The sequence below is a fragment of the Roseococcus sp. SYP-B2431 genome (assembly GCF_004336745.1).
Classification (GTDB): domain Bacteria; phylum Pseudomonadota; class Alphaproteobacteria; order Acetobacterales; family Acetobacteraceae; genus Roseococcus.
This window is the reverse complement of the sequence record NZ_SJXD01000025.1, coordinates 37,091-57,808: the sequence shown is the minus strand read 5'-3', so window position 1 is coordinate 57,808 and position 20,718 is coordinate 37,091. Positions and strand designations below refer to the sequence as shown.

The 20,718-nt window shown below is 71.9% G+C and carries 25 protein-coding genes; 11 read left to right on the top strand and 14 right to left on the bottom strand.

Annotation, left to right across the window (positions count from 1 at the left end; genetic code table 11):
- Positions 1-71: 71 nt before the first annotated feature.
- Positions 72-752 carry an amino acid ABC transporter permease gene (locus tag EJV46_RS11560; protein WP_131548813.1) on the bottom strand — a complete coding sequence of 227 codons (681 nt, stop codon included), beginning with the start codon at positions 750-752 and terminating at the stop codon, positions 72-74.
- Positions 753-789: 37 nt separating this feature from the next.
- Positions 790-1,629, bottom strand: a complete 840-nt coding sequence (locus tag EJV46_RS11555) for a transporter substrate-binding domain-containing protein (RefSeq protein WP_131548812.1) — start codon at positions 1,627-1,629, stop codon at positions 790-792.
- A gap of 159 nt (positions 1,630-1,788) precedes the next feature.
- Here EJV46_RS11555 and EJV46_RS11550 point away from each other — a divergent pair, with 159 nt between their 5' ends.
- Complete coding sequence (locus tag EJV46_RS11550) at positions 1,789-2,013, top strand: hypothetical protein (RefSeq protein WP_165585489.1); 225 nt, start codon at positions 1,789-1,791, stop codon at positions 2,011-2,013.
- Here EJV46_RS11550 and mtnA read toward each other — a convergent pair.
- The 3 genes from mtnA to EJV46_RS11535 all read right to left on the bottom strand — a co-directional run bounded on the left by mtnA (position 1,995) and on the right by EJV46_RS11535 (position 4,121).
- Positions 1,995-3,074, bottom strand: coding sequence for an S-methyl-5-thioribose-1-phosphate isomerase (gene mtnA, locus EJV46_RS11545; protein ID WP_131548810.1), 1,080 nt, complete (start codon positions 3,072-3,074; stop codon positions 1,995-1,997). The genes EJV46_RS11550 and mtnA overlap by 19 nt on opposite strands.
- 152 nt (positions 3,075-3,226) lie before the next feature.
- Positions 3,227-3,697 carry a UPF0262 family protein gene (locus EJV46_RS11540; protein ID WP_131548809.1) on the bottom strand — a complete coding sequence of 157 codons (471 nt, stop codon included), beginning with the start codon at positions 3,695-3,697 and terminating at the stop codon, positions 3,227-3,229.
- Positions 3,698-3,701: 4 nt separating this feature from the next.
- Positions 3,702-4,121 carry a DUF983 domain-containing protein gene (locus EJV46_RS11535; RefSeq protein WP_131548808.1) on the bottom strand — a complete coding sequence of 140 codons (420 nt, stop codon included), beginning with the start codon at positions 4,119-4,121 and terminating at the stop codon, positions 3,702-3,704.
- 70 nt (positions 4,122-4,191) lie between these two features.
- Between EJV46_RS11535 and EJV46_RS11530 the strand changes: the two genes are divergently transcribed.
- Together EJV46_RS11530 and EJV46_RS11525 are read left to right on the top strand one after the other, a co-directional pair.
- Positions 4,192-4,863, top strand: coding sequence for an aspartate/glutamate racemase family protein (locus EJV46_RS11530; RefSeq protein WP_131548807.1), 672 nt, complete (start codon positions 4,192-4,194; stop codon positions 4,861-4,863).
- Complete coding sequence (locus EJV46_RS11525) at positions 4,860-5,270, top strand: ketosteroid isomerase-related protein (protein ID WP_131548806.1); 411 nt, start codon at positions 4,860-4,862, stop codon at positions 5,268-5,270. The genes EJV46_RS11530 and EJV46_RS11525 overlap by 4 nt, the downstream gene beginning before the upstream one ends.
- On the opposite strand, the gene EJV46_RS11520 is transcribed toward EJV46_RS11525, so the two are convergent.
- Entirely contained in the window at positions 5,271-6,101 is an 831-nt protein-coding gene (locus tag EJV46_RS11520) for a S49 family peptidase (protein WP_131548805.1), read from the bottom strand.
- Positions 6,102-6,149: 48 nt separating this feature from the next.
- Here EJV46_RS11520 and EJV46_RS11515 point away from each other — a divergent pair, with 48 nt between their 5' ends.
- The 3 genes from EJV46_RS11515 (at position 6,150) to EJV46_RS11505 (ending at position 8,343) form a co-directional block, all read left to right on the top strand.
- On the top strand, positions 6,150-6,566 hold the full coding sequence (locus EJV46_RS11515; protein ID WP_131548804.1) for a CoA-binding protein: 417 nt from the start codon (positions 6,150-6,152) through the stop codon (positions 6,564-6,566).
- 109 nt (positions 6,567-6,675) lie between these two features.
- Entirely contained in the window at positions 6,676-7,434 is a 759-nt protein-coding gene (locus EJV46_RS11510) for a DUF2076 family protein (protein ID WP_131548803.1), read from the top strand.
- A gap of 66 nt (positions 7,435-7,500) precedes the next feature.
- Positions 7,501-8,343 (top strand): LysR family transcriptional regulator, encoded by an 843-nt coding sequence (locus EJV46_RS11505; protein ID WP_131548802.1) that lies wholly within the window; start codon positions 7,501-7,503, stop codon positions 8,341-8,343.
- A gap of 44 nt (positions 8,344-8,387) precedes the next feature.
- Here the strand turns inward: EJV46_RS11505 and EJV46_RS11500 are convergent, their stop codons facing one another.
- From EJV46_RS11500 to EJV46_RS11475, 6 genes are all read right to left on the bottom strand, one after another.
- Positions 8,388-9,224, bottom strand: a complete 837-nt coding sequence (locus EJV46_RS11500; protein WP_131548801.1) for a protein-glutamate O-methyltransferase CheR — start codon at positions 9,222-9,224, stop codon at positions 8,388-8,390.
- Positions 9,221-10,294: a chemotaxis-specific protein-glutamate methyltransferase CheB gene (gene cheB, locus EJV46_RS11495; protein ID WP_240782519.1), complete on the bottom strand. Its 1,074-nt coding sequence runs from the start codon at positions 10,292-10,294 to the stop codon at positions 9,221-9,223. Before cheB ends, EJV46_RS11500 begins: the two co-directional genes overlap by 4 nt.
- Entirely contained in the window at positions 10,291-10,668 is a 378-nt protein-coding gene (locus tag EJV46_RS11490) for a PleD family two-component system response regulator (protein ID WP_131548800.1), read from the bottom strand. The genes cheB and EJV46_RS11490 overlap by 4 nt, the downstream gene beginning before the upstream one ends.
- Positions 10,669-10,679: 11 nt before the next feature.
- Complete coding sequence (locus EJV46_RS11485) at positions 10,680-11,165, bottom strand: chemotaxis protein CheW (RefSeq protein ID WP_131548799.1); 486 nt, start codon at positions 11,163-11,165, stop codon at positions 10,680-10,682.
- A gap of 14 nt (positions 11,166-11,179) precedes the next feature.
- Positions 11,180-13,717 carry a chemotaxis protein CheW gene (locus EJV46_RS11480; RefSeq protein WP_131548798.1) on the bottom strand — a complete coding sequence of 846 codons (2,538 nt, stop codon included), beginning with the start codon at positions 13,715-13,717 and terminating at the stop codon, positions 11,180-11,182.
- Between the two features lie 123 nt (positions 13,718-13,840).
- A complete protein-coding gene (locus EJV46_RS11475; RefSeq protein WP_165585488.1) occupies positions 13,841-14,437 on the bottom strand; it encodes a histidine phosphotransferase family protein in 597 nt (198 codons plus the stop codon).
- Between the two features lie 255 nt (positions 14,438-14,692).
- On the opposite strand from EJV46_RS11475, the gene EJV46_RS11470 reads away from it, so the two are divergent.
- Genes EJV46_RS11470 through modC form a run of 4 tightly spaced genes read left to right on the top strand, consistent with a single transcriptional unit; the run spans position 14,693 to position 17,429 of the window.
- On the top strand, positions 14,693-14,839 hold the full coding sequence (locus tag EJV46_RS11470) for a DUF3553 domain-containing protein (RefSeq protein ID WP_131549330.1): 147 nt from the start codon (positions 14,693-14,695) through the stop codon (positions 14,837-14,839).
- Positions 14,836-15,591, top strand: coding sequence for a sulfite exporter TauE/SafE family protein (locus EJV46_RS11465; RefSeq protein WP_240782518.1), 756 nt, complete (start codon positions 14,836-14,838; stop codon positions 15,589-15,591). The genes EJV46_RS11470 and EJV46_RS11465 overlap by 4 nt, the downstream gene beginning before the upstream one ends.
- Positions 15,592-15,645: 54 nt before the next feature.
- Positions 15,646-16,341 (top strand): molybdate ABC transporter permease subunit, encoded by a 696-nt coding sequence (gene modB, locus EJV46_RS11460; RefSeq protein WP_131548796.1) that lies wholly within the window; start codon positions 15,646-15,648, stop codon positions 16,339-16,341.
- Positions 16,341-17,429: a molybdenum ABC transporter ATP-binding protein gene (gene modC / locus EJV46_RS11455; RefSeq protein WP_131548795.1), complete on the top strand. Its 1,089-nt coding sequence runs from the start codon at positions 16,341-16,343 to the stop codon at positions 17,427-17,429. The genes modB and modC overlap by 1 nt, the downstream gene beginning before the upstream one ends.
- A 13-nt stretch (positions 17,430-17,442) precedes the next feature.
- Here modC and EJV46_RS11450 read toward each other — a convergent pair whose 3' ends face one another.
- Both EJV46_RS11450 and EJV46_RS11445 read right to left on the bottom strand, forming a co-directional pair.
- Positions 17,443-18,780 (bottom strand): MmgE/PrpD family protein, encoded by a 1,338-nt coding sequence (locus EJV46_RS11450; RefSeq protein WP_131548794.1) that lies wholly within the window; start codon positions 18,778-18,780, stop codon positions 17,443-17,445.
- A 12-nt stretch (positions 18,781-18,792) separates the two neighbouring features.
- Positions 18,793-19,752: a tripartite tricarboxylate transporter substrate binding protein gene (locus EJV46_RS11445; RefSeq protein ID WP_165585487.1), complete on the bottom strand. Its 960-nt coding sequence runs from the start codon at positions 19,750-19,752 to the stop codon at positions 18,793-18,795.
- A 149-nt stretch (positions 19,753-19,901) separates the two neighbouring features.
- On the opposite strand from EJV46_RS11445, the gene EJV46_RS11440 reads away from it, so the two are divergent.
- The gene (locus EJV46_RS11440; RefSeq protein WP_131549328.1) at positions 19,902-20,693 is read left to right on the top strand and encodes an SDR family NAD(P)-dependent oxidoreductase; all 792 of its coding nucleotides are present in this window, start codon (positions 19,902-19,904) and stop codon (positions 20,691-20,693) included.
- Positions 20,694-20,718: the final 25 nt, after the last annotated feature.

The following is a 20,718-nucleotide window of genomic DNA, read 5'->3' as shown; positions in this document are numbered from 1 at the left end:
AGCTTTGGACCAGGCGGTTCACGCTCCGCTCCTCGGGCTCACGCGCTCCGGCGCTCCAAGATCGCATGGCGCTAGCGCTTCCACGCGAAGCGCGCCTCGACCCACCGGCCGACGATCACGACAGGGAGGAAGAGGATCAGATAGGCCACGGCGCCCAGCGTGAGCGGCGTCGGATTGAAGGAGAAGGAGACGCCGGCCTGCGCCGCGCCCAGGATGTCCGGCACCGCCACCACCGAGGCCAGCGCCGTGCCCTTGGTGATGGAGATGGTGCGGTTCACCAGCGGCGGGATCACCATGCGGACCGCCTGCGGCAGGATGACCAGCACGAAGGTCACGAGAAAGGGCAGGCCCAGGCTGCGCGAGGCCTCCCACTGGCCCGTCGGCACGGCGGTGATGCCGGCCCAGAAGATCTCCTCGGAGAAGGCCATCAGCACGAGCGATAGCGCCAGCCAGGCCGCGACGAAGCCGGACATGGAGATGCCGGCCGCGGGCAGCCCGAAGAAGATCAGCACGATGATGACCAGCGGCGGCAGGGCCCGGAACAGGTCCACCGTGAAGATGATGAGCCAGTTCAGCGGCCGGACGCCCATGGCGCGAATCACGGCCAGCACCAGCCCGGCGAGAACGCCGGCGATGATGATGCAGGCCGCCAGCAGGATGGTCAGCCAGAGCCCGTCCAGGATCTTCGGCGCGTATTCCCAGGCCACGCGCGCGTTGAAGAAGCTGTCGGTGAACTTGTCCCAGTTGCTCATGGAAACGGAGTCGAGGGGCGGCGCCCCTCGCCTGCCCTCAACCGCAAGTGGGGTTCTGGGGCGTCGGGTCGTAGCCCGGCAGATCGGGCGGCCCGTAGCCGGGGAAGGTGATCACCTCCGCCTGGTCGGGCCCCGGCCGGCTGCCGAACCACTTCTCGCTCATCCGGGCGATGGTGCCGTCGCGCTTCATGCAGACGATCACGTCCTCGACCTGGTTGCGCAGCGCGCCGGAATCCTGCCGGAAGGGCGTGCCCCAGTGGAAGCGCGTGCCCGGCAGCGCGAAGTCGGCGATGAACTGCGGCGTGCGGCTCGCGCTGTAGCGGATGACGGTGTTGCCGGAGAGGTTGGCATAGGCCCGGCCCTGGATGACGGCCTGCACCGCGTCGGGCTGGGTGTCGAAGGCAAGCAGCGTCAGGTTCAGCCGCTCGGCGTTGTTGCGCACCCAGGCCTCGTAGGGCGTGCCCTTGTTCACGCTGATGGTCTTGCCGCGCAGATCCTCCTCGGAGCGGATGGGAGACGTGCCGCGACGGATGCCGAACTGCAGCTCGGTCCAGATATAGCCCTCGGTGAAGAGCAGCGCCGCCGCGCGCTCGGGCGTCACGGTCGTCGGCGCGCAGAGGAAGTCGTAGCGGCCGGCGTTGAGCGCGGGGATGAGGCCCGAGAAGCTCGCGCTGTCGATCACGATCTCCCGGCCCATCCGGCGCGCGACCTCGCGGAAGAGGTCGATCTGGAAGCCCTGCACGCCGCCCTGCAGCGAGGGGAAGGCGTGGGGCGCGAAGGTGCCGTCCACGCCGCATCGCAGGGGCGGCTGGGACTGCGCCAGAGCGGGAGCCGAGACCGTGGCCGCCAGGGCTGCGGCGAGGAGGAAACGTCGCATGAGGGGGTGACCTTCTGAAACTTGCGGCGCCAGCTTCCATGGCTTCGCGCCGCGACGCAACTTGCCTTCGGGGTAAGCAGCGCTGCCCCGAAAATGCCCTGCTTCCTCCGTCTTGCCGCCCCGGACCGGAGCGAGAAGGAAGCTCAGGAGATCACCACCATGCAGCGCTTCGGTTTCAGCCTCGTCCTCTTCGGCCTCGCCCTGATTTTGGGCGTCGTCGGCATATTGCTGACCGACGGCATGGCGCCGGGCCGGGTCGCGCCGGGCTCGGCCGCGGTCGCCGCGGCGGCGGGCGGCGTGCTCATCGTCCTGGGCCTGCAGTTCCTCGAGCGCGGCCGGACGGACATCCACCGCCTCGGCGGGTCTCAGCCCTTCTCGGGGTAGAGCTCCAGCAGCGCCTGCTCGGTCGCGGCGCAGCGGCCGCGCTCGGTGATGAGGCCGGTGACCAGCCGCGCCGGCGTCACGTCGAAGGCCGGGTTCGCGGCCGGGCTGCCGGCCGAGACCACCCGCACCGTCTCGATGCGCCCATCCGCGGTGCGGCCGGTCATGTCCGTCACCTCGGCGTCGCTGCGCTCCTCGATGGGGATTTCCGCGACGCCGTCGCGCACCCGCATGTCGAGGGTGGAATGGGGCAGCGCGACCCAGAAGGGCACGCCATTGTCCTTGGCGGCCAGGGCCTTGAGATAGGTGCCGATCTTGTTGGCCACGTCGCCGGTGCGGGTCACGCGGTCGGTGCCGACGATGACGATGTCCACCTCGCCATGCTGCATGTAGTGGCCGCCGGCGTTGTCGGCGATCACCGTATGCTTCACGCCATGCGCGCCGAGCTCGAAGGCGGTGAGCGCCGCGCCCTGGTTGCGCGGGCGGGTCTCGTCCACCCAGACCCTCACGTCGATGCCGGCATCATGCGCCTGGTAGATGGGCGAGAGGGCGGTGCCCCAGTCCACCGTCGCGAGCCAGCCGGCGTTGCAATGGGTGAGCACGTTCACCCGCCCCTTCTTCTCCGCGATGGCGGCGAGCAGCGGCAGGCCGTTCTCGCCGATGCGGCGGCAGGTCTCGGCATCGTCGTCGGCGATGGCGGCCGCCTCGGCATAGGCCTCGGCGGCGCGGGCCTCCAGCGGCAGGTTGTGCAGCCGGGCGCGCTGGCGGTCGAGCGCCCAGCGCAGGTTGATCGCGGTGGGGCGCGTCTCGTTCAGCGCCTCCAGGATCTCGTCGAGCTTCGCGGGGTCCTCGCGCATGGCCAGGGCCACGCCATAGGCCGCGACGGCGCCGATCAGCGGCGCGCCCCGCACCTGCATGGAGCGGATCGCGTGGGCGGCCTGCTCCCAACCGGTGAGGCGGATCACCTCCACCTGCCAGGGGAGCTTCGTCTGGTCGAAGATGTTCACGGACCAGCCGTCGGAATCCAGCCAGACGCTACGATAGGAGACGCCGTTGATCTTCATGCATTTGCCCTCAAACGCCGGGCGCGCGCGCCGCGCGTCCGGCTTCGCTGCGCGACGAGCGCGCCGGGTGGAAACTCGGTTGGGCAGCGCCGGCCGCAGTCCCGGCCGGATCCTGCGTGAGGCCGCCCCTCGGGGAAAGGTCGGCCACCCGCTCAAACCCTCTGATGCAGGGCGGCGACCAGCGTGAAGAGCCGCCGCGCCGTCTCGAAATCCACGTCGATCCTGCCCTCGAGGCGGAGCGTCAGCAGCTCTGCCGCCTCGTTGTGGAGGCCGCGCCGGCCCATGTCGATGGCCTGGACCCGGGCGTCCATGGCGCCCGTGGTCACCGCCTCCTCATGATTCGCGACCAGCATCAGATAGTCCTTGATCAGACGCCGGAAGGGCCCGAGCACCAGGATGATGGCCCGCAAGGGCCGGTCGTCGGCATCGCGGATGTCGAAGACCAGCCGCCCTTCGCGCACCATCAGATGCAGCGAGAAGGGGCCGGGGCCCAGCCCGGCGGGCGCGAAGCTGTTGCCGCGCAGCAGGTCGTCGATGGCCTGGCGCCGGTCGGCCTCGGCATAGGTGGAGGGCGGAGGCGGGGCGTCAGGCAGCTCGATCCGGATCAGCCGGCGCTCGCCCACGGCGTCAGCTTCGCGGCTGGTTGAAACCAAAGCGGCTCATCAGCCCGACCGTCGCGCCCTTGACCGGACGCAGCAGCAGGGTGGTCGCGATCGCGAAGAGCGGCACCCAGACCACCATCTGGATCCACATCGGCGGCGAGAAGTGCCGCTCGATCATGAGCACCGGGGGGATGAAGAGATGGCCCGCGATGAAGATCGTGAAATAGGGCGGCGCGTCGTCGGCGCGGAGGCTGCCGAGGGGGGCGGCGCAGTTCTCGCACTGGTCCACCACGCGAAGGAAGCCCTTGAACACCTTGCCCTCGCCGCAGATCGGGCAGCGGTTGCGCATGCCGCGCCACAGCGCCGTCTTCAGCGGAGGAGCGGCGTAAAGCGCCTCGGGAGCACGGCGATCCGGTTCCCAGGCGGAGGGGGCGATATCGGGCATGGTGCACCGCACTAATGCTGTTGCGAGCTCCAAGATGGCAACAAAAACCGCTTTCTGCCATGCTCCCGAAATGCATAGCCGCATCCTGATCATCAATCCCAATTCCTCCCGCTCCTGCACCGACGGGATCGTGGAGGCCGTCGCCCCCTTCGCCGGCCCCGGGCTGCCGCGAATCGACGTGACCCGGCTGGCCGAGGGGCCGCCGGCCATCGTCACCTGGCGCGACTGGTTCGGCGTGGCCGAGCCGCTCTGCCGCGAGGTCGAGCGCGAGGCGGCGGATGCCTATGTCATCGGCTGCGTCAGCGACCCCGGGCTGGAGGCCGTCCGCACCGTGACCGACAAGCCGGTGCTCGGCATGTTCCGCTGCGCCGTGACCGCGGCGCTGACGCGGGCCGAGCGCTTCGGCGTCATCGGCTTCACGCAGAAGTCCCTGCCGCGCCAGCGCCGGGCGCTGCAAAGCCTCGGCGTCGAGGGGCAGATGGCCGCCTGGATCCCGCTGGACCTGCCGATGGAGGTCCTGACCGACCCGGTGGCGCCGCAGGCCCGCATCGCCGCGGCGGCGCGCGAGCTGAAGGCGCAGGGGGCGGAGGTCATCGTCCTGGGCTGCGCCGGCATGGCAGGGCATGTGGGCGTGGCGGCCGAGGCGAGCGGCCTGCCGGTCATCGAACCCTGCCAGGCCGCTGCGGTGGCCGCGATCCTGGCCGTGATGGGCGCCCGCGTGCCGGCGACCGTCTCCGTATGAGCGAGGCCCTGGTCCGCCGCTACTACACCGCCTTCGACGCGGGCGACTGGGCGGGCATGCTGGAATGCCTGACCGAGGACGTGGTGCACGACATCAACCAGGGCAGGCGCGAGCATGGCGTGGAGGCCTTCCGCGCCTTCCTCGTCCGGATGGAGCGCAGCTACCGCGAGCGCGTCGAGGATCTCGTCGTAATGGCGACGCCCGACGGCCACCGCGCCGCCGCCGAGTTCACCATCCGCGGCACCTATCTCGCCGCCGATGACGGGCTGCCGCGGGCGGAAGGCCAGAGCTACGTGCTGCCGGTCGGCGCCTTCTTCGCCATCCGGGACGGCAAGATCTCGCGGGTGACCAATTACTACAACCTGGAGAACTGGCTGGCCCAGGTGCGGATTCCCCTGCGGGAGTAGCTACAGCCCGAGCCGGCCCCAGGCCGCCCGCTCCTCCGCCGCCTCCAGCGCCCCCGCGGCCAGCCTCCCCGCATCCACCATGGCGCCGGCGCCCGGCAGCAGGCTCATCGGGAAGCGCCGGCGGCGGGCACCGACCGTCACCACCCGGACCTTGTCGCCGAAGCGGCGCCTGGCCTCGCCCTGCGCATCGCCGAGCCCATCGCAAAGGCCCAGCTCCAGGGCGCGGCGGCCGATCCAGAAGCGGCCGGTGAAGAGCTCGTCCTCCGGCGCCTTCAGCTGCGCGCCGCGCCGGCTCCGCACCCAGTCCTTGAACTCGACATGAAGCTGGACGAGCAGCTCCTCCAGGCGTGCGGTGTCCTCCGGCGCCTGCGGCCGGAAGGGATCATTGAGGGATTTCTGCGTCCCCGCCGTCCGAACCCGCCGCTCGATGCCGAGGCGCCCGATCGCCTCCTGGAAGCCGAAGCCGGCCGAGATCACGCCGACCGAGCCCAGGATGGAGGCCGGATCGGCGATGATCTCGTCCGCCGCGCAGGCGATCCAGTAGCCGCCCGAGGCCGCCGCGTCCTCGGCCACGGCGATCACCGGCACCTTCTTCTCCTCGGCGAGTTGCCGGATGCGGCGCGCGATCAGCGAAGACTGCACCGGCGAGCCGCCCGGCGAGTTGATGGCGAGGAACACGGCCTTCAGGCGCTTCAGCCCGAAGGCACGCTCCAGGATGGGGTTCACGCCAGCGGCGTTCAGACCCGCGAAGGGGCCGGCGCGGGCCGCGATCACCCCCTCCAGCCGGACGAGCGCGACGAGGGGTGGGCGGGGGCGGAAGGGATACCACATGGTGGCAAGACATGCGGACCCGCCGCGACGGCACAAGACCCAGGAGGAATGACGATGGACATCAAGGACCTGCTCCTGACCACGAGGCGCATCGCGCTGGTCGGCGCCTCCGACCGGCCGGACCGCCCTTCCTATGGCGTCATGAAGTTCCTGTTGAACCGCGGCTATGACGTGACCCCCGTGAACCCGACCCTCGAGGGCCAGGAGATCCATGGCCGCAAGGTGGTGGGCAAGCTCGCCGAGGCCGGCCCGCTCGACCTGGTGGACGTCTTCCGCCGCAGCGAGGAGGCCGGCAAGGTCATGGACGAGGCCGTCACGCTGGGGGCGCGCGCCGTCTGGCTGCAGCTCGGCGTGGTGAACGAGCCGGCCGCCGGACGCGCCCGCGCCAAGGGCGTCGAGGTGGTGATGGACCGCTGCCCGGCCATAGAATGGGGCCGGCTCGGCCTGCCGGCGCGGGTCGGCTAGGTGGAGAATGGATTACGGATAGCACACTTCTTGAATTCGGCGTCGAATCGGGCCACGTCTCATCCCGGAGAGGGGCCGCCTGCATCGCCCCTTCGGAGGCAAGGATCCCATGACGGAAGAAGAACGCCGGATCATCACGGAATACGTCACCCGCGTTGCCGGTGCATCCCGGGCGGCGCCGGCGTCCAGCGGCCCCTGGGGAGGCCGCGTCCCGCAGACCGGCCCGCAGCAGGCCCCCCTGCCGCCCGTCGAGGCTGAGGCCGATGCGCTGATCACCGAGCTGTTCAACCGCTACCCCGAGGCGCGGTTCCGCATCACGCAGACCGCCTTCGTGCAGGAGCACGCGCTGGTCGAAGCGCAGAACCGGATCCAGCAACTCGAATGGGAGCTGGAGAACCAGACGCGCCAGGCCCAGGCCGCGCAGAATCGCGGCTTCTTCGGCATGGGCGGCTCGCGCCCGGCGCCGATGCCGCCGCCGCCGCAGCCGCAGTATCCGCCGAACTACAATCCGCAGGCCATCCAGGGCCGGCAGGGCTCGGGCTTCCTCGGCACCGCGCTGACCACGGCGGCCGGCGTCGCGGGCGGCCTCGTGGTGGGCAACATGCTGATGAACGCCTTCAGCGGCAGCCATGGCGCCGCCTCGGCCGCCACCGGCGCCGCCGGCAGCTTCGGCAACGAGGCGGTGCCGGCCTCCTCCGCCTGGACCGATCCGGGCGCGGCGGCCGCCTCCTCCGGCTGGGGCACGCAGGACGCCACGGGCGCCGGCTACGACGGCGCGAACACGGATAACGGGGCGATGGACGCGGGCTACGACAACGACGCCTCCGGCGGCTACGACGATGGCGGCGGCTACGACGACCAGGCCTGAGGCCTGAAGGAAAGGGCGGCTCCGGCCGCCCTTTTTTTTGCGCGGCGGGAGGCCGATAACAGCCCGATGCGCGTTCCCGATCTCGATCTCGACCTGCTGCGCGGCTTCGTCACCGTGGCCGAGCGCGGCGGCTTCACCCTGGCCGGCCAGGCGCTGGGCCTCACGCAATCGGCGATCAGCCTGAAGGTGAAGCGGCTGGAGGAGCTGCTCGGCAAGCCGGTCTTCACGCGCGGCGCCAAGCAGGTGGCCCTGACGCGCGAGGGCGAATCCCTGCTGGCCTATGCCCGCCGCATGCTGGCCCTGAACGAGGAGGCGGTGCGGCAGTTCGTGGCGCCGCCGGTCTCGGGCCGGCTGCGCCTCGGCGTCGCCGACCATTTCGTGCCGCGGCACCTGGCGCCGACGCTGGCGCGCTTCGCCCGCACCTGGCCCGAAGTCCGCATCGAGGTGGAGGTGGGCCGCAGCCACGAGCTGCGGGCCTCGCTCGCCCGGGAGGAGCTGGACCTGGTGCTCGGCAAGCGCCGCGACGGCGAGACGGAAGGCCGGGTCATCTTCACCGAGGCGGTGGTCTGGGCGGCTGGGCCGGACTTTCTCGTCCCGCGCGACCGGCCGCTGCCGCTGGCCATGCTGCCGCAGGGCTGCATGTTCCGCGACCGCGCCCTGGCGGCGCTGGCCCGGGCCGGGATCGGCTACGAGGTGGTCTATACCTCGCCGAGCCTGATGGGCATCGCGGCGGCGGCGCAGGCGGGCTTCGCGGTGACGGTCATCGGCCGCACCGGCCTGCCGGACGGGCTGGTGGAGCTGGAAGGGTTGCCGCCGCTCGGCACGGCGGAGATGTGCCTGTTCGGCGACGCGGCCGGCCAGTCGCCGCTGGTGGAGCCGCTGCTGAGCGACCTGCGGGCCGTGAGCTGACGCCGCGGGCGGCACGGCCGGCCTCCGCTGGCGCCCGCGTCCCCTCAGGCCGAGAGGCGCTGAGGCTCGGCCAGCCCATAGACGCCGCGCTCCGCGCCTCGCGGCGCGAGGACGTCGGTGATGCCGATGGCCGTCTCCGCCGCGCCGAGAAACAGCGAGCCATCCGCCGTCAGCTGCTGCGCGAGGGCGCGCAGCACGCGCGCCTTGGTCGGCACGTCGAAATAGATGAGCACGTTGCGGCAGAAGATCACGTCGAAGCGGCCGAGACCGCGCAGGTCGCCCATCAGATTGGCCTTCTCGAAGCGGCAGGGCGCCGCCACCTCCGGCCTGATGCGCCACCGCGCCTCCTCCTGCGTGAAGCGCTTCATCAGCGTGCGGATCGGCAGGCCGCGCTGCACCTCGAACTGAGTGAAGATCCCGGCGCGCGCCCGCTCCAGCACGGCGGTGGTGATGTCGGTCCCGATAATCTCCACGCGCCGCGCCCGGAACCCCGGATCGGCCTCGCCGAGCTCGGCGACGATGATCGCGATGGAATAGGCCTCCTGCCCCGTCGAGCAGGCCGCCGACCAGATGCGCAGCGGCTGGCCCGGTGGGCGCGCCGCGTGCAGCGCCGGCAGCAGCGTCCGCAGATGCTCGAAGGGCTTTCCGTCGCGGAAGAAGCTGCTCTCGTTGGTCGTGAGGAGCTCGGTCACCTCCTGCGCCAGGGCCTCGCCGCGCGGCGCCTTCAGCCGCGCCGCCAGGGCGTCGAGGTCGCGCATGGCCTCCCGCTTCAGCAGCGGCGCGAGCCGCGTCTCCAGCATGTAGTGCTGATCCGGGCCGATGATGCCGCCGGAGCGCGCCTTCACGATGCCGGCGAGGAACTCGAAGGTCGAAGCGATCAAGGACGCCTCCCGCAGAGGCCGGCCAGGGCGTCGCCCAGGGCTTCGGGCGTGCCCTGCTCAGAGGCGAGGCCCGCGCGCGCGATGGCGCCGGGCATGCCCCAGACCACGGAGGAGGCCTCGTCCTGCGCCCAGGCCAGGCCGCCCGCCTCCGCCACGGCGCGGCAGCCGGCCAGCCCGTCATGCCCCATGCCGGTGAGGATCACGGCCAGGACGGCGCGCCCATAGGCGCCGACGAGGCTGCGCAGCGTGGGATCCACCGCGGGCCGGCAGAAATTCTCCGGCGGTGCGTCGGAGAGATGCAGGGCGACCCGGTCGCCCTCCGGCTTCGCCAGGAGATGCCGGTCCCCGGGCGCGAGAAAGATGCGTCCGGCCTCCAGCACGTCACCATCCCGGGCCTCGGCCACGCGCGGCCCGCCGAGCGTGTCGAGATGCTGCGCGAGCATCGCGGTGAAGCCCGCCGGCATGTGCTGCACGATGACCATGGGCACCGCGATCTGCCGCGGCAGCCGCCGCACCAGCGCGGCCAATGCCTGCGGCCCGCCGGTGGAGCTGCCGATGCAGACCGCCTTCGGCACGGCGCCGCGCTGCGCGGGCCGCGCCACGGCGGCAGGCGGCCGCGCCGGGGCCGGCTGCTGCCGGAGCCGCGCCCAGCCCTTCACCTTGGCCAGCAGCTCGCCGCGGAAATGCGGGTCCGCCAGGCCGCCGCCCGCCGCCCCTGGCTTCGGGATGTAGTCCGAGGCGCCGGCGCGCAGCGCGGCCATGGTGGCCCCCGCCCCGCGCTGGGTCAGGGCGCTCGCGACGATGACGACAGGCCGCGGCTCGCGCTTCAGGATCAGCGGCAGCGCCGTCATCCCATCCATGACCGGCATCTCGAGGTCCAGCAGCACGACTTCGGCGCGCTCCGACGGGGATGCATGGTCCAGCGCCGCGAGCGCCTGCGCGCCGTCGCCGACGCGCGCGACGACGTGGATGCCGGGGTCGCTCTCCAGCAGCCGCCCGAGCGCCGAGCGCACGGTGGAGCTGTCGTCGCAGAGCATCACCCGCAGCTTGGAGGACGACATGAGGCTCATGCCGCGAGCAGCCCGACCTGGGCGAGCTTGCCGCAGAGAATCTCCTCGTCGAAGGGCTTCATCACATATTCCTGCGCGCCGGCCTCCAGCCCCTCGAGGATCCGCTCCGCCCCGGATTCGGTGGTGCACATCACGACCACCGGCTCGTCCGGTCCGAACTCCGCCCGCAGAGCGCGCAGGAAGCCGATGCCGTCCAGCACCGGCATGTTGCGGTCGAGCAGGACCGCGCGCGGCATCTCGCGGCGACAGGCCTCCAGCGCCTGCCGGCCGTCCTCCGCCTCGCGCACGGTGAAGCCGTGCCGCTCCAGGATGCGGCGCGCGACCTTGCGCACCACACCGCTGTCATCCACCACCAGGCAGGTGCCGTTGGCCATCGGGTCCGCCCTCACGCGCCGAGTTCGAGCAGCCGCTCGACATCCAACAGGACGAGGAGCCTGTCGCCCTGCCGGTGCACGCCGAGCGAGAATTCCCGCCAGGAGACATCGAGCGTCGGCGGATTGGGGGACCGCTCCCCGGCATCGAGCGAAAGCACCTCGCCCACCTGATCGGCCAGCAGGCTGTAGAGCTCGCCGCCGACCTCGACCACGACGGACATCGCGCCCTTGCCGGCCTCGCGCGGCGACAGGCCGAGGCGGCTGCGCAGGTCGACGGCCGTCACGATCCGGCCGCGCAGGTTCAGGCTGCCCGCCACCTCGCGCGGCGCCAGTGGGATGCGCGTGATCACCTGCACGCCCAGCACGTCGCGCACCGAGAGAACTTGGACGCCGCAGAGCTGCCCCGCGACGGTCAGCGTCAGCATCATGCCGGCGGCGTCGGCGCTGAAGGCCCCCGCCGGACGGGTTTCGAGGGAGGGCGACGGACTGGCTGGCATGGATGTTCCTCCGGTCAGCGCACGAGCGCCGGCTGCAGGCATTGCTGCAGGCTGGTGAGCAGCGCTTCGCGGTCGAACTTGGCGATGTAGTCGCTGAAGCCGGCGGCGCGGCCGCGCTCCACATCGCGCGGCTCGGACCGGCCGGAGAGCGCGATCATCGGCAGGTCGGCCCAGATCCCGCCCTCGCGCACCGCGCGGGCCAGGCCGAAGCCGTCGAGCTCCGGCATGTTGATGTCGGAGACGATGACGTCGAAGCGCTCGCCCGCATCGCGCAGGCGCAGCGCCTCGCGGCCGTTCACGACCGTCGTGACGTCGAAGCCAGCCGCGATCACCGAGGGCACGATCAGGTTGCGGAAGAAGCCGCTGTCCTCGACGATCAGCACGCTCGGCCGGCCGCCGCCGGCCGTGGCCGGCTCGAACCAGTCCGCCTGGCCCCGCTTGAGCCAGAAGGCGGTGTCGAGAATCTCCGTGACCTTGCCGGCCACCACGCAGCTGCCGAGGAAGCCCGGCCGGACGCCGGCCGTGTCCATGTCCAGCGACGCGTCCACCACGTCGAGGATCTCATCCACCATCAGGCCCATGGCGCGCACGCCGTCGCCGAAGACCAGGACGGCCTGGCTGCCGGCTTCCGGCAGCGCCATGAGGCCGTGCAGCGGCACCAGCGGCATCAGGCTGCCGCGATACTGCACCACCAGGCTGTCGCCCGCGCGCTCGATGCGCGCAGCCTCCAGGTTCTCCAGCCGCGCCACCAGCGAGAGCGGCACCGCCTTGGGCGCCCCCTCCCCGGCCCGGAAAAGCAGCAGCGAAGTGTGGCGGCCCAGATGGCGGCTGCTCTGGGCCTGCATCGCGCCATTGTCCGCGGCGGTCTCGACGCCGAGGCCGGTGGCGCGCGCGATTCCGCTGGGATCGAGGATCATGATCACGCTGCCGTCGCCCAGGATCGTGTTCCCCGAGAAGATGGTGATGTGCCGCAGGATCGGCGCCACCGGCTTCACCACGATCTCCTCCGTGTCGAAGACCCGGTCCACGACGATGCCGAAGAGCTGCGAGCCCAGCTGCGTCACGACCACGAAGCTCTCGGCATCGGGCTTTTCCGCCTCCGTCTCGAGGCGCAGCAGGCGCTTCAACGGGATGAGCGGCAGGAGCTGGTCGCGCAGGCGCAGCACCGGCGCCTCCTTGATCAGCTCCACCTTCGGCCCGTCGCCGGAGCCCACGCGCACCAGCTCCAGCACGCCCGCCTGCGGGATGGCGAAGCGCTCGCCGCCCGCCTCGACGATCAGCGCCGCCGCGATGGCCAGGGTGAGCGGGATCTTGATGGTGAAGGTGGTGCCGCGGTGCTCGCGCGAGCGGAGATCCACGATGCCGCCGATGCGCTCGATATTGGTCTTCACCACATCCATGCCGACGCCGCGGCCCGAGACCGAGGTGACCTCGGCCGCCGTCGAGAAGCCGGCGCGGAAGATGAAGCGATGGATCTCGCGGTCGCTCATGGTGGCGAGCTCGGCCTCGGTCGCGAGGCCCTGCGCCACCACCTTCGCCTTGATCCGCTCGGTGTTCAGCCCGCGCCCATCGTCGCCGATCTCCAGCACGATATGGCCCCCCTCGTGGAAGGCGTTGAGCAGGATGCGGCCGGTCTCGCTCTTGCCCCCGGCGCGGCGCTGCTCGGGCGTCTCCAGCCCGTGATCGGCGCTGTTGCGGACCATATGCGTCAGCGGGTCCTTGATGAGTTCCATCACCTGGCGATCCAGCTCGGTGTCGGCGCCGCGCATGTCGAGCTCGATGCGCTTGCCCAGGTCGTTGGAAAGGTCGCGCACGAGGCGCGGCAGCTTCGCCCAGGCATTGCCGATGGGCTGCATGCGCGTCTTCATCACGCCGTCCTGCAGATCCGAGGTGATCTGCGACAGGCGCTGCAGCGGCACGGCGAAGGCCGCGTTCTCCTCGGAGCGGGCGAGCTGCAGGAGCTGGTTGCGCGTCAGCACCAGCTCGCTGACCAGGACCATCAGATCCTCCAGCACGTCCACGGCGACGCGGATGGTCTGCGGCGCATTGACGCCACCCGCGGAAATCTCGGGTGCCGCGTCGGGCGGCGCAGCGGCTGGCGCCTCGGCAGCGATCAGCGCCTCCATCGCCACGGGCGCCCGCGCCTCCGCCTGGACGGCCGCCTTGGGGGGCGCCTCACCCGCGGCAGCCGCGTCCAGTGCGGCCTTCAGCGGCGCGTCGTCGCCGGCGGGCTCGCTGCCCATGGCCTCGAGCCCGGCCACGATCTGCTTGATGCGGTCCGCCGCGGAGAGGATCAGCGTGACTCCGCCCCGGGTGACCGGCAGGGTCCCGTCGCGCCACAGGCCAAGCACGTTCTCGGCGGCATGCGCGACGCCCTCGAGGCGCGGCAGGCCGAGGAAGCCGCAGGTGCCCTTGATGGTGTGGACCGTCCGGAAGACCTCCGAAAGGACGGCGCTGTTCGCCGGGTTCCGCTCCAGCTGCAGCAGCGCCGCGTCCAGGCTGGCGAGTCCCTCGTTCGTCTCGGTCAGGAAATCGGCGAGCAGGTCGTCCATCGGCGGTCCCTTCGATGCGGCGCCCGACCGGGGGCGTCGGCTCGAAGGATGGGCCGCGGGTTCCGAAGAAAGGGTAAAGGCGGCGCCGGAATTCGCGCTGCAATTTGCGAGGCAGGCCGAGAATCAGCCGCCGATCAGCAGCGGCGGCATCGCGATGGCGGCCGACAGGGCCAAGCCCAGCTCGGCCCCCTCGGCGGCGGCCTGGGCCACAACCCAGGGCGCCAGGACGCGACGCGGCCCTTCGGCGATTGCCATCTCCATGCTGCCGCCGGAGAGCAGCCGGACCAGCGTGGGCGACCATTGAGCGTCCCGTCCCTCGGGCAGGAGCGCCACGGAGCCGTCCGGATCGCGGGAGATCCGCACGGCGCCGCCCCGCGGCAGCGCCTCGGCGGCCAGGAGCGCGGCCGCCAGCAGCAGCCGGACGCGCCCGGGCTGCAGCTGTCCCACGGCTTCCGCCACCTCGAACCGCACGCGGTGGGCCATCGGCGCACCCAGCAGCAGCGGCGCCAGATCGCCCCAGGCCAGCTCGTCGCTGGCGCCGAAGGCCGCGGAGAAGAGCTTCAGCCGCGCCCCGAGCTCCACCGTCGTCTCGGCCAGGATCTCGTGCGCGGCGGGATCGGCCGCCTGGGGCAGCAGGGCCGTGATGCTGGCAACCGGCGATCCGAGGTCGTGGCAGATCCGCGAGGCGAGCAGCTCGGCGAGGCGCGGGTCGGTCGACATGAAAAGGTTCTCTTCCATCTGAACGGGCCCCGGGGGTGGCCCAAGCAAAGCATTCCCGCGCAAGATCCAGGCCAGAACCGGCCGGCACCCGTGACCGTGCCTCACCTCCCCTAGCACCGCGAGGGTTGCCGGATTCTTTAGGCTCCAGGATGGCCCGTCACCGCCCTTTCGGGCGGGCATCTTCCCACGGCGCCCCGATTGCAGTTCAAGGGAGGGAGAAGCGGAGGACGCCAGGTGAGCGAGATCGAGCCGGGGATGCGCGTGCGCCAGCCCGACCGGCCGGATTGGGGCCTCGGCCAGGTGCAGTCCGTGATCGGCAACCGCGTCACCGTGAATTTCGAGCACGCCGGAAAGCTTCTGCTGAACCTCGCGGTGGTCACGCTGGAGCCTGTCGGGGATTGAGCGACTTCCTGGCCGCCGTCCTGGCCCTGCCCGGCAGCTGGCAGCTCTGGGCGGCCCTCTTCGCCACCGCCATTGCCGGGCTGATGCGCGGCTATGCCGGCTTCGGCACTGCGATCATCCTCGCCCCCGTCTATTCCGCGCTCTGGGAGCCGCGCGCCGGCGTGCCCGTGCTGCTGCTGCTGGAGCTGGTGGTCTCGATCCAGCTCCTCCCGCGCGCCTTCAAGGATGCGGACCGCCGGGTGATCCTGCCGATCGGCGGCGCCGCCTGCCTGGCGACGCCCATCGGCACCTTCGTCCTGCTCGCCGCCGATCCCGACCTGCTGCGCCGCTTCATCGGCGGCTTCGTGCTGGTCTTCGGGGCTTTGCTGATGTCCGGCTGGCGCTACCACGGGACCCGCCCGCTGCCGCTGAACGTCGCCGTCGGCACCTCGGCGGGCCTGCTGAAGGGCGCCACGGGCATGAGCGGGCCGCCGGTGATCCTCTATCTCCTTTCCGGCCCCGAGGAGGCCCGGCAGCACCGCGCGAACCTGATCCTCTTCTTCGGGCTGATCGCCATCGTCTCGGTGCTGGGCCCTGCCCTGGGCGGGCTCTTCACCTGGGCGGTGCTGGCGAAGGTCGTCTGGATCCTGCCCATCCAGATGCTCTGCGTCCGCATCGGCGCGGGGCTGTTCCACGTGGTCCCGATCCGCCTCTACAAGCCCTTCGCCATGGCCGTGCTGCTCGCGAGCGGCAGCTTCGCCTTGTTGGTTTAGCGCCCGGGCGGCGGGCGCTTGCCCCCGATATTTTTGGCCGACTATAACGGTTACATGATCCAGCTCAGCGCCGAGGAATGGCAGGCCGTTCGCCTCAGCCTCGACGTCGCCTCCCGCTCCGTGCTGGTCTCGCTGCTGCCCGCGATCGGCATCGCCTGGCTGCTGACGCGCGGGCGCTTTCCGGGCCGCTTCCTGCTCGACGCCCTCGTCCACCTGCCGCTTGTCGTGCCGCCGGTGGTGGTGGGCTGGGCGCTGCTGCTGCTCTTCGGCGTCCGGGGACCGATCGGCGCGCCGCTGATGGAGTGGTTCGGCATCCGCCTCGTCTTCACGACCGGCGGCGCCGCGCTCGCCACGGCCGTCATGTCCTTCCCGCTGATCGTGCGCGCGGTGCGGCTCGGGCTGGAGCAGGTCGATCCCGGCCTGGAGGCGGCGGCGAGCACGCTCGGCGCGCGACCCGTCGACCGCTTCCTCACCGTCACCCTGCCGCTGATGTCGCCCGGCATCCTGGCCGGCGCGGTGACGGCCTTCGCGGCCGGGCTCGGCGAGTTCGGCGCCGTCATCACCTTCGCCTCGAACATCCCCGGCGAGACGCAGACCCTGCCGCTCGCCATCTATGCGGCCACGCAGACTCCCGGCGGGGAGCCCGTGGCGGCGCGGCTCGCGCTGATCTCCTTCGCGCTGGCGCTCGCCGGCCTGATGCTGGCCGAGCTCATCGCCCGGCGCATGCACCGTCTGCTGGGACGCTTCTGATGCTGGAGGTCGCGCTGCGGCATGGCTTCCGCGGCTTCGCGCTCGACATGGCCTTCACGGCCGCGCCGGAAGGCGTGACCGCGCTGTTCGGCCCCTCGGGCTGCGGCAAGAGCACCGTGCTCAACGCCGTCGCCGGGTTGCTGCGGCCGCAGGAGGGACGCATCCTCCTCGACGGCGAGAAGCTGCTCGACACGGCGCGCGGCCTCATGCTGCCGCCCGAGCGCCGCCGCTGCGGGCTGGTCTTCCAGGACGCGCGGCTGTTTCCGCATATGAGCGTGGCGGGCAACCTGCGCTACGGCCTGCGCCGCGCGCCGGCCGGAGCCGCCGGCCCCGGCTTCGAGGAGGTGCTGGACCTGCTCGGCATCGCGCCCCTGCTGGACCGCCGCCCGGCCCGGCTCTCCGGCGGCGAGCGCCAGCGCGTGGCGTTGGGCCGCGCGCTGCTCATGCGGCCCCGGCTGCTGCTGATGGACGAGCCGCTGGCTGCGCTGGACGCCGCGCGCCGCGCCGAGATCCTCCCCTTCCTCGCCCGGCTGCGCGAGGCGGCGCGGCTGCCGATCCTCTACGTCACCCATGCGCTGGACGAGGTGGATGCGCTGGCCGACCGCCTCGTGCTGATGGAGGCGGGCCGCGTCCTCGCGGCCGGCAGCGTCGAGGAGCTGACCGCCCGCACCGACCTGCCGCTCGCCGCGCGGCGCGACGCGGGCGTGGTGATCCCCTGCACCATCGCGGCGCAGGACGCGGCACGTGGCCTGACGCGCTTCGACTTCGCCGGGGGCAGCCTGCTCGCGCCGCTGAATCCCGAGCCGGTGGGCACGCGGCTGCGGCTGCGGCTGCGCGCGCGCGACGTCTCGGTGGCGCTCACGCCGCCGGAGGGCATCTCGATGCAGAACGTGCTGCCGGCGGTGCTGCGCTCCATCACGCCCACGGGGTCGCCGCACGAGGTCTTTCTTCACCTCGCGATCGGCGAGACTGCACTTCTGGCGCGCGTCACGCGGGACGCGATGGAGCGCCTCGGACTCACGCCGGGGCTCGGCCTCTGGGCGATGGTCAAATCCGTGACCTTCGACCACGCGAGAGGCGGCGCTTAGCCGCCCTGCCCGCCTAAGCCAGGCTGGCCATGAGCCGGGTCACGTCGGGCGCGCCGTCCAGACCCGAGAGCGCCGCGATGCCCGCATCCGCGCGGGCGTGGAAGCCGCCGATCGCCGCATTGTCGCGGAACTTCCCCTCCAGCTCCGCATCGCTCATCGGCCGCTCGAAGCTGCCGCGCGGATGGAGGACCGTGCGCTGGAACTCGCGGCCGTCCGCGAGGCGCAGCGTGACCCTCGCGGCGCCGCGCGGCAGGGATTCGTCCAGCTTCGCCGCCACCTTGGCGCGGAAGGCGGCCAGGGCGGGATCGGTCACCGCCGGCATCTCGAAATCCGCCACACCGGCGCGACCGCGCACCAGCCCGAGCGCGGCGCCGTGGTGGATGCTCACACGCGCGTCACGCTCGTTGTTCACCACGCGGTCGCCCCGGGCCAGCAGCAGCGCATCGCCGGCGACGGTGACGGAGGCGATGGAATCCGGCGCGGCGCTCAGCTCCTCGCGGAGTGCGAGGGCGGCATCGATGACGGCATGGAAGACGATGCCGGCCGGATAGGGCTTGTAGGTGTTCCGCGCGATCTCCCAGCGGGCGCCGAGCCCCTCCGTGATCTGCGCAAGGTCCGGCGCGTCGCCCGTGGCGCGCGCGAAGCCGAGCGGCCCCTCGATGGAGGCCGGCGCGGCCTTGTAGCCCTGCTCGGCCAGCAGCGCGGCCAGGATGCCGTTGCGCGGCGCATTGCCGACGCCGACATTCTTCGCCGCCGTCGGCAGGTTCTCGACGAGGCCCGCCGCCTGCGAGGCCGCGATGCCGATGGCATGCGCCGTCTGCTCGGCCGAAAGCCCGAGCAGCTTCGCGCAGCCCGCCGCCGCCCCGAAGGTCCCGCAGGTGGAGGTGATATGCCAGCCGCGCGCGTAATGCCCCGGCGAGACGGCGTTGCCGATGCGGCACTCCACCTCGCCGCCCAGCAGGAAGGCGTGCAGCACGGCCGCGCCCGGGAAGCCGCGCTGCTCGGCCAGCGCGAGAAGCGCCGGCGCCACGGGCGCGGTCGGGTGGATGACCGTCTGGAGATGCGTGTCGTCGTAATCCAGCAGGTTGCAGGCGATGGCGTTCACGAAGGACGCCGCCATCGGGTCGAGCTTCACGCCCTGCCCGATCACGGTGGCGACCGGCGCGCCGGAAAAGTTGCGCATCACGGCGAGCGCCGTCGTCACCGCCGGATCCTTCGCCACGCCGAGCCCGCAGCCCAGATTGTTCAGGATGGAGCGCTTCGCCTCCTGCCGCAGCACGGGCGCGATGTCGTCCCACCGCGACTCCGCGACGAAGCGGCCCAGCACCTCGCTGGCGAAACCCGTGCTCATGTCGATTCCCTCCTATTGCGCGCGGACGATCAGACCCTCGCGCGCGGCCCTTGACCAGCGGGCCTCCTCCTCGCCGAGGAAGGTGCGGAACTCGTCGGGCCCCAGCGGCTTGAGGTCGGCGCCGATGCCCAGCAGGCGCTGGCGGATGGCGGGGTCGCGCAGCGCCTCCTCGATGGCGGCGCCCATCCGTGCGGCGATAGAAGTGGGCAGGTTCGCGGGGCCCAGCATCCCGTACCAGCCGGCGAACTCGTAGCCGGCGATTCCCGCCTCCGCGAGGGTGGGCACCTCGGGCAGCAGCGCCGTCCGCTCCCTGGTCGAGACGCCGAGCGCGCGGATCCGGCCGGACTGGATATGCGGCAGGGCCGCGACGGTGCTGTTCCAGCTCGTCGGCAGATGGCCCGCGATCAGGTCGTTCAGCATGGGTCCGGCGCCGCGGTAGGAGACCTCCACCATCTGGATGCCCGCGAGCCGCGCGAAGAGGTTCCCCGCATAGGAGATCGCCGCGTCCGAGGTGCCGAAGCCGATGGTGCCGGGCGCCGCCTTCGCCGCCGCGACGAGCTCCATCGCCGTCCGGAAGGGCTGGGTCGCGCCGGCCGCGAGCAGCATGGGAAAGCGCGAGAGCAGCGCGACGGGCGTGAAGTCGCGCTGCGTGTTGTAGGGCAGGCTCGGCATCACATGGGGGTTGAGCGCGTGGCTGCCGGTGTCGACGAGGAAGACCTGGCCGTCCGGCTCGGCGCGGGCCACCACCTCGGAGCCCACGATGCCGCTCGCGCCAGCGCGGTTCTCGACCAGCACCGGCTGGCCGAGCAGCGGCCGAAGCCCCTCGGCCAGGGCGCGCGCGAAGACGTCGGTGCCGCCACCGGGCGCATAGGGCACGATGAGGCGCGCGGGGCGTTGCGGCCAGGATTGGGCCAGGGCCGGAGCGGCGAGCACCGCGGCGCCCAGGGCCAGCGATCGGCGTGAGGCGAGCATGGAGATCCCTTCCCGAAGCGCGCGGGCTCGGGGCCGCGCCATTCCTGGTATCGGTAACGCAGACCCTCTGCCCAGTAAACCCGTCCGCACCGGCCTTGCGGCAAAGCCTTTGCGCAGATTAGCTTCCATGGATGGTATCGGTCACAGAAATGGCGTCCTCGCGGGTCGGAAGTGGCCTGCGCGGCCGCGTCGCCCTCGTCACGGGCTCGGTCGGCGGCATCGGCCTCGCGGTCGCCACGGCGCTCGCCAGCCAGGGCTGCGACGTGATCCTGCATGGTCTCGCCTCCGCCGGGGAGGCCGCGCCGTCCCTGGCCGGCATCGAGCGCCAGGGCGTCCAGGCGCGCTTCGACGCCACCGATCTCGCCGATCCCGCCGGCATCGAGGCCATGATGGCGCGCCTCGGCCCCGTCGACATCCTCGTGAACAACGCCGCCATCCGGCATTTCGGCCTCGTCGAGGAGACGCCGCGGGCGGATTGGGAGAAGGACCTCGCGGTCAACCTCTCCGCGCCCTTCCACCTCTGCCGCCTCGCCCTGCCCGGCATGAAGGCGCGCGGCTGGGGGCGCATCGTCAACATGTCCTCGATCTACGGGCTGATCGGCGCGACCGGCCGCGTCGGCTACGTCGTCACCAAGACCGCGCTGATCGGCCTGACGCGCGCCGTCGCGCTGGAGACGGCGCAGAGCGGCGTCACCTGCAACGCCATCTGCGCCGGCTCCACCCTTACGCCCAATATCGAGAGCCGCATCCGCGCGACGATGGACTCCGCCGGCATCGACCATGAGGCGGCCAGCGCCCGCTTCCTCGCCGGCAAGCAGCCCAGCGGCCGCTTCGTCACGGCCGAGGCGATAGGCGCCATGGCTGCGCTCCTCTGCGGCGAGGCGGGACGCGACATCACCGGCTCCGTGATCCCGATGGATGGCGGCTGGTCGGCCAGCTAGAAGAACGCAACACGGGAGGACAGCA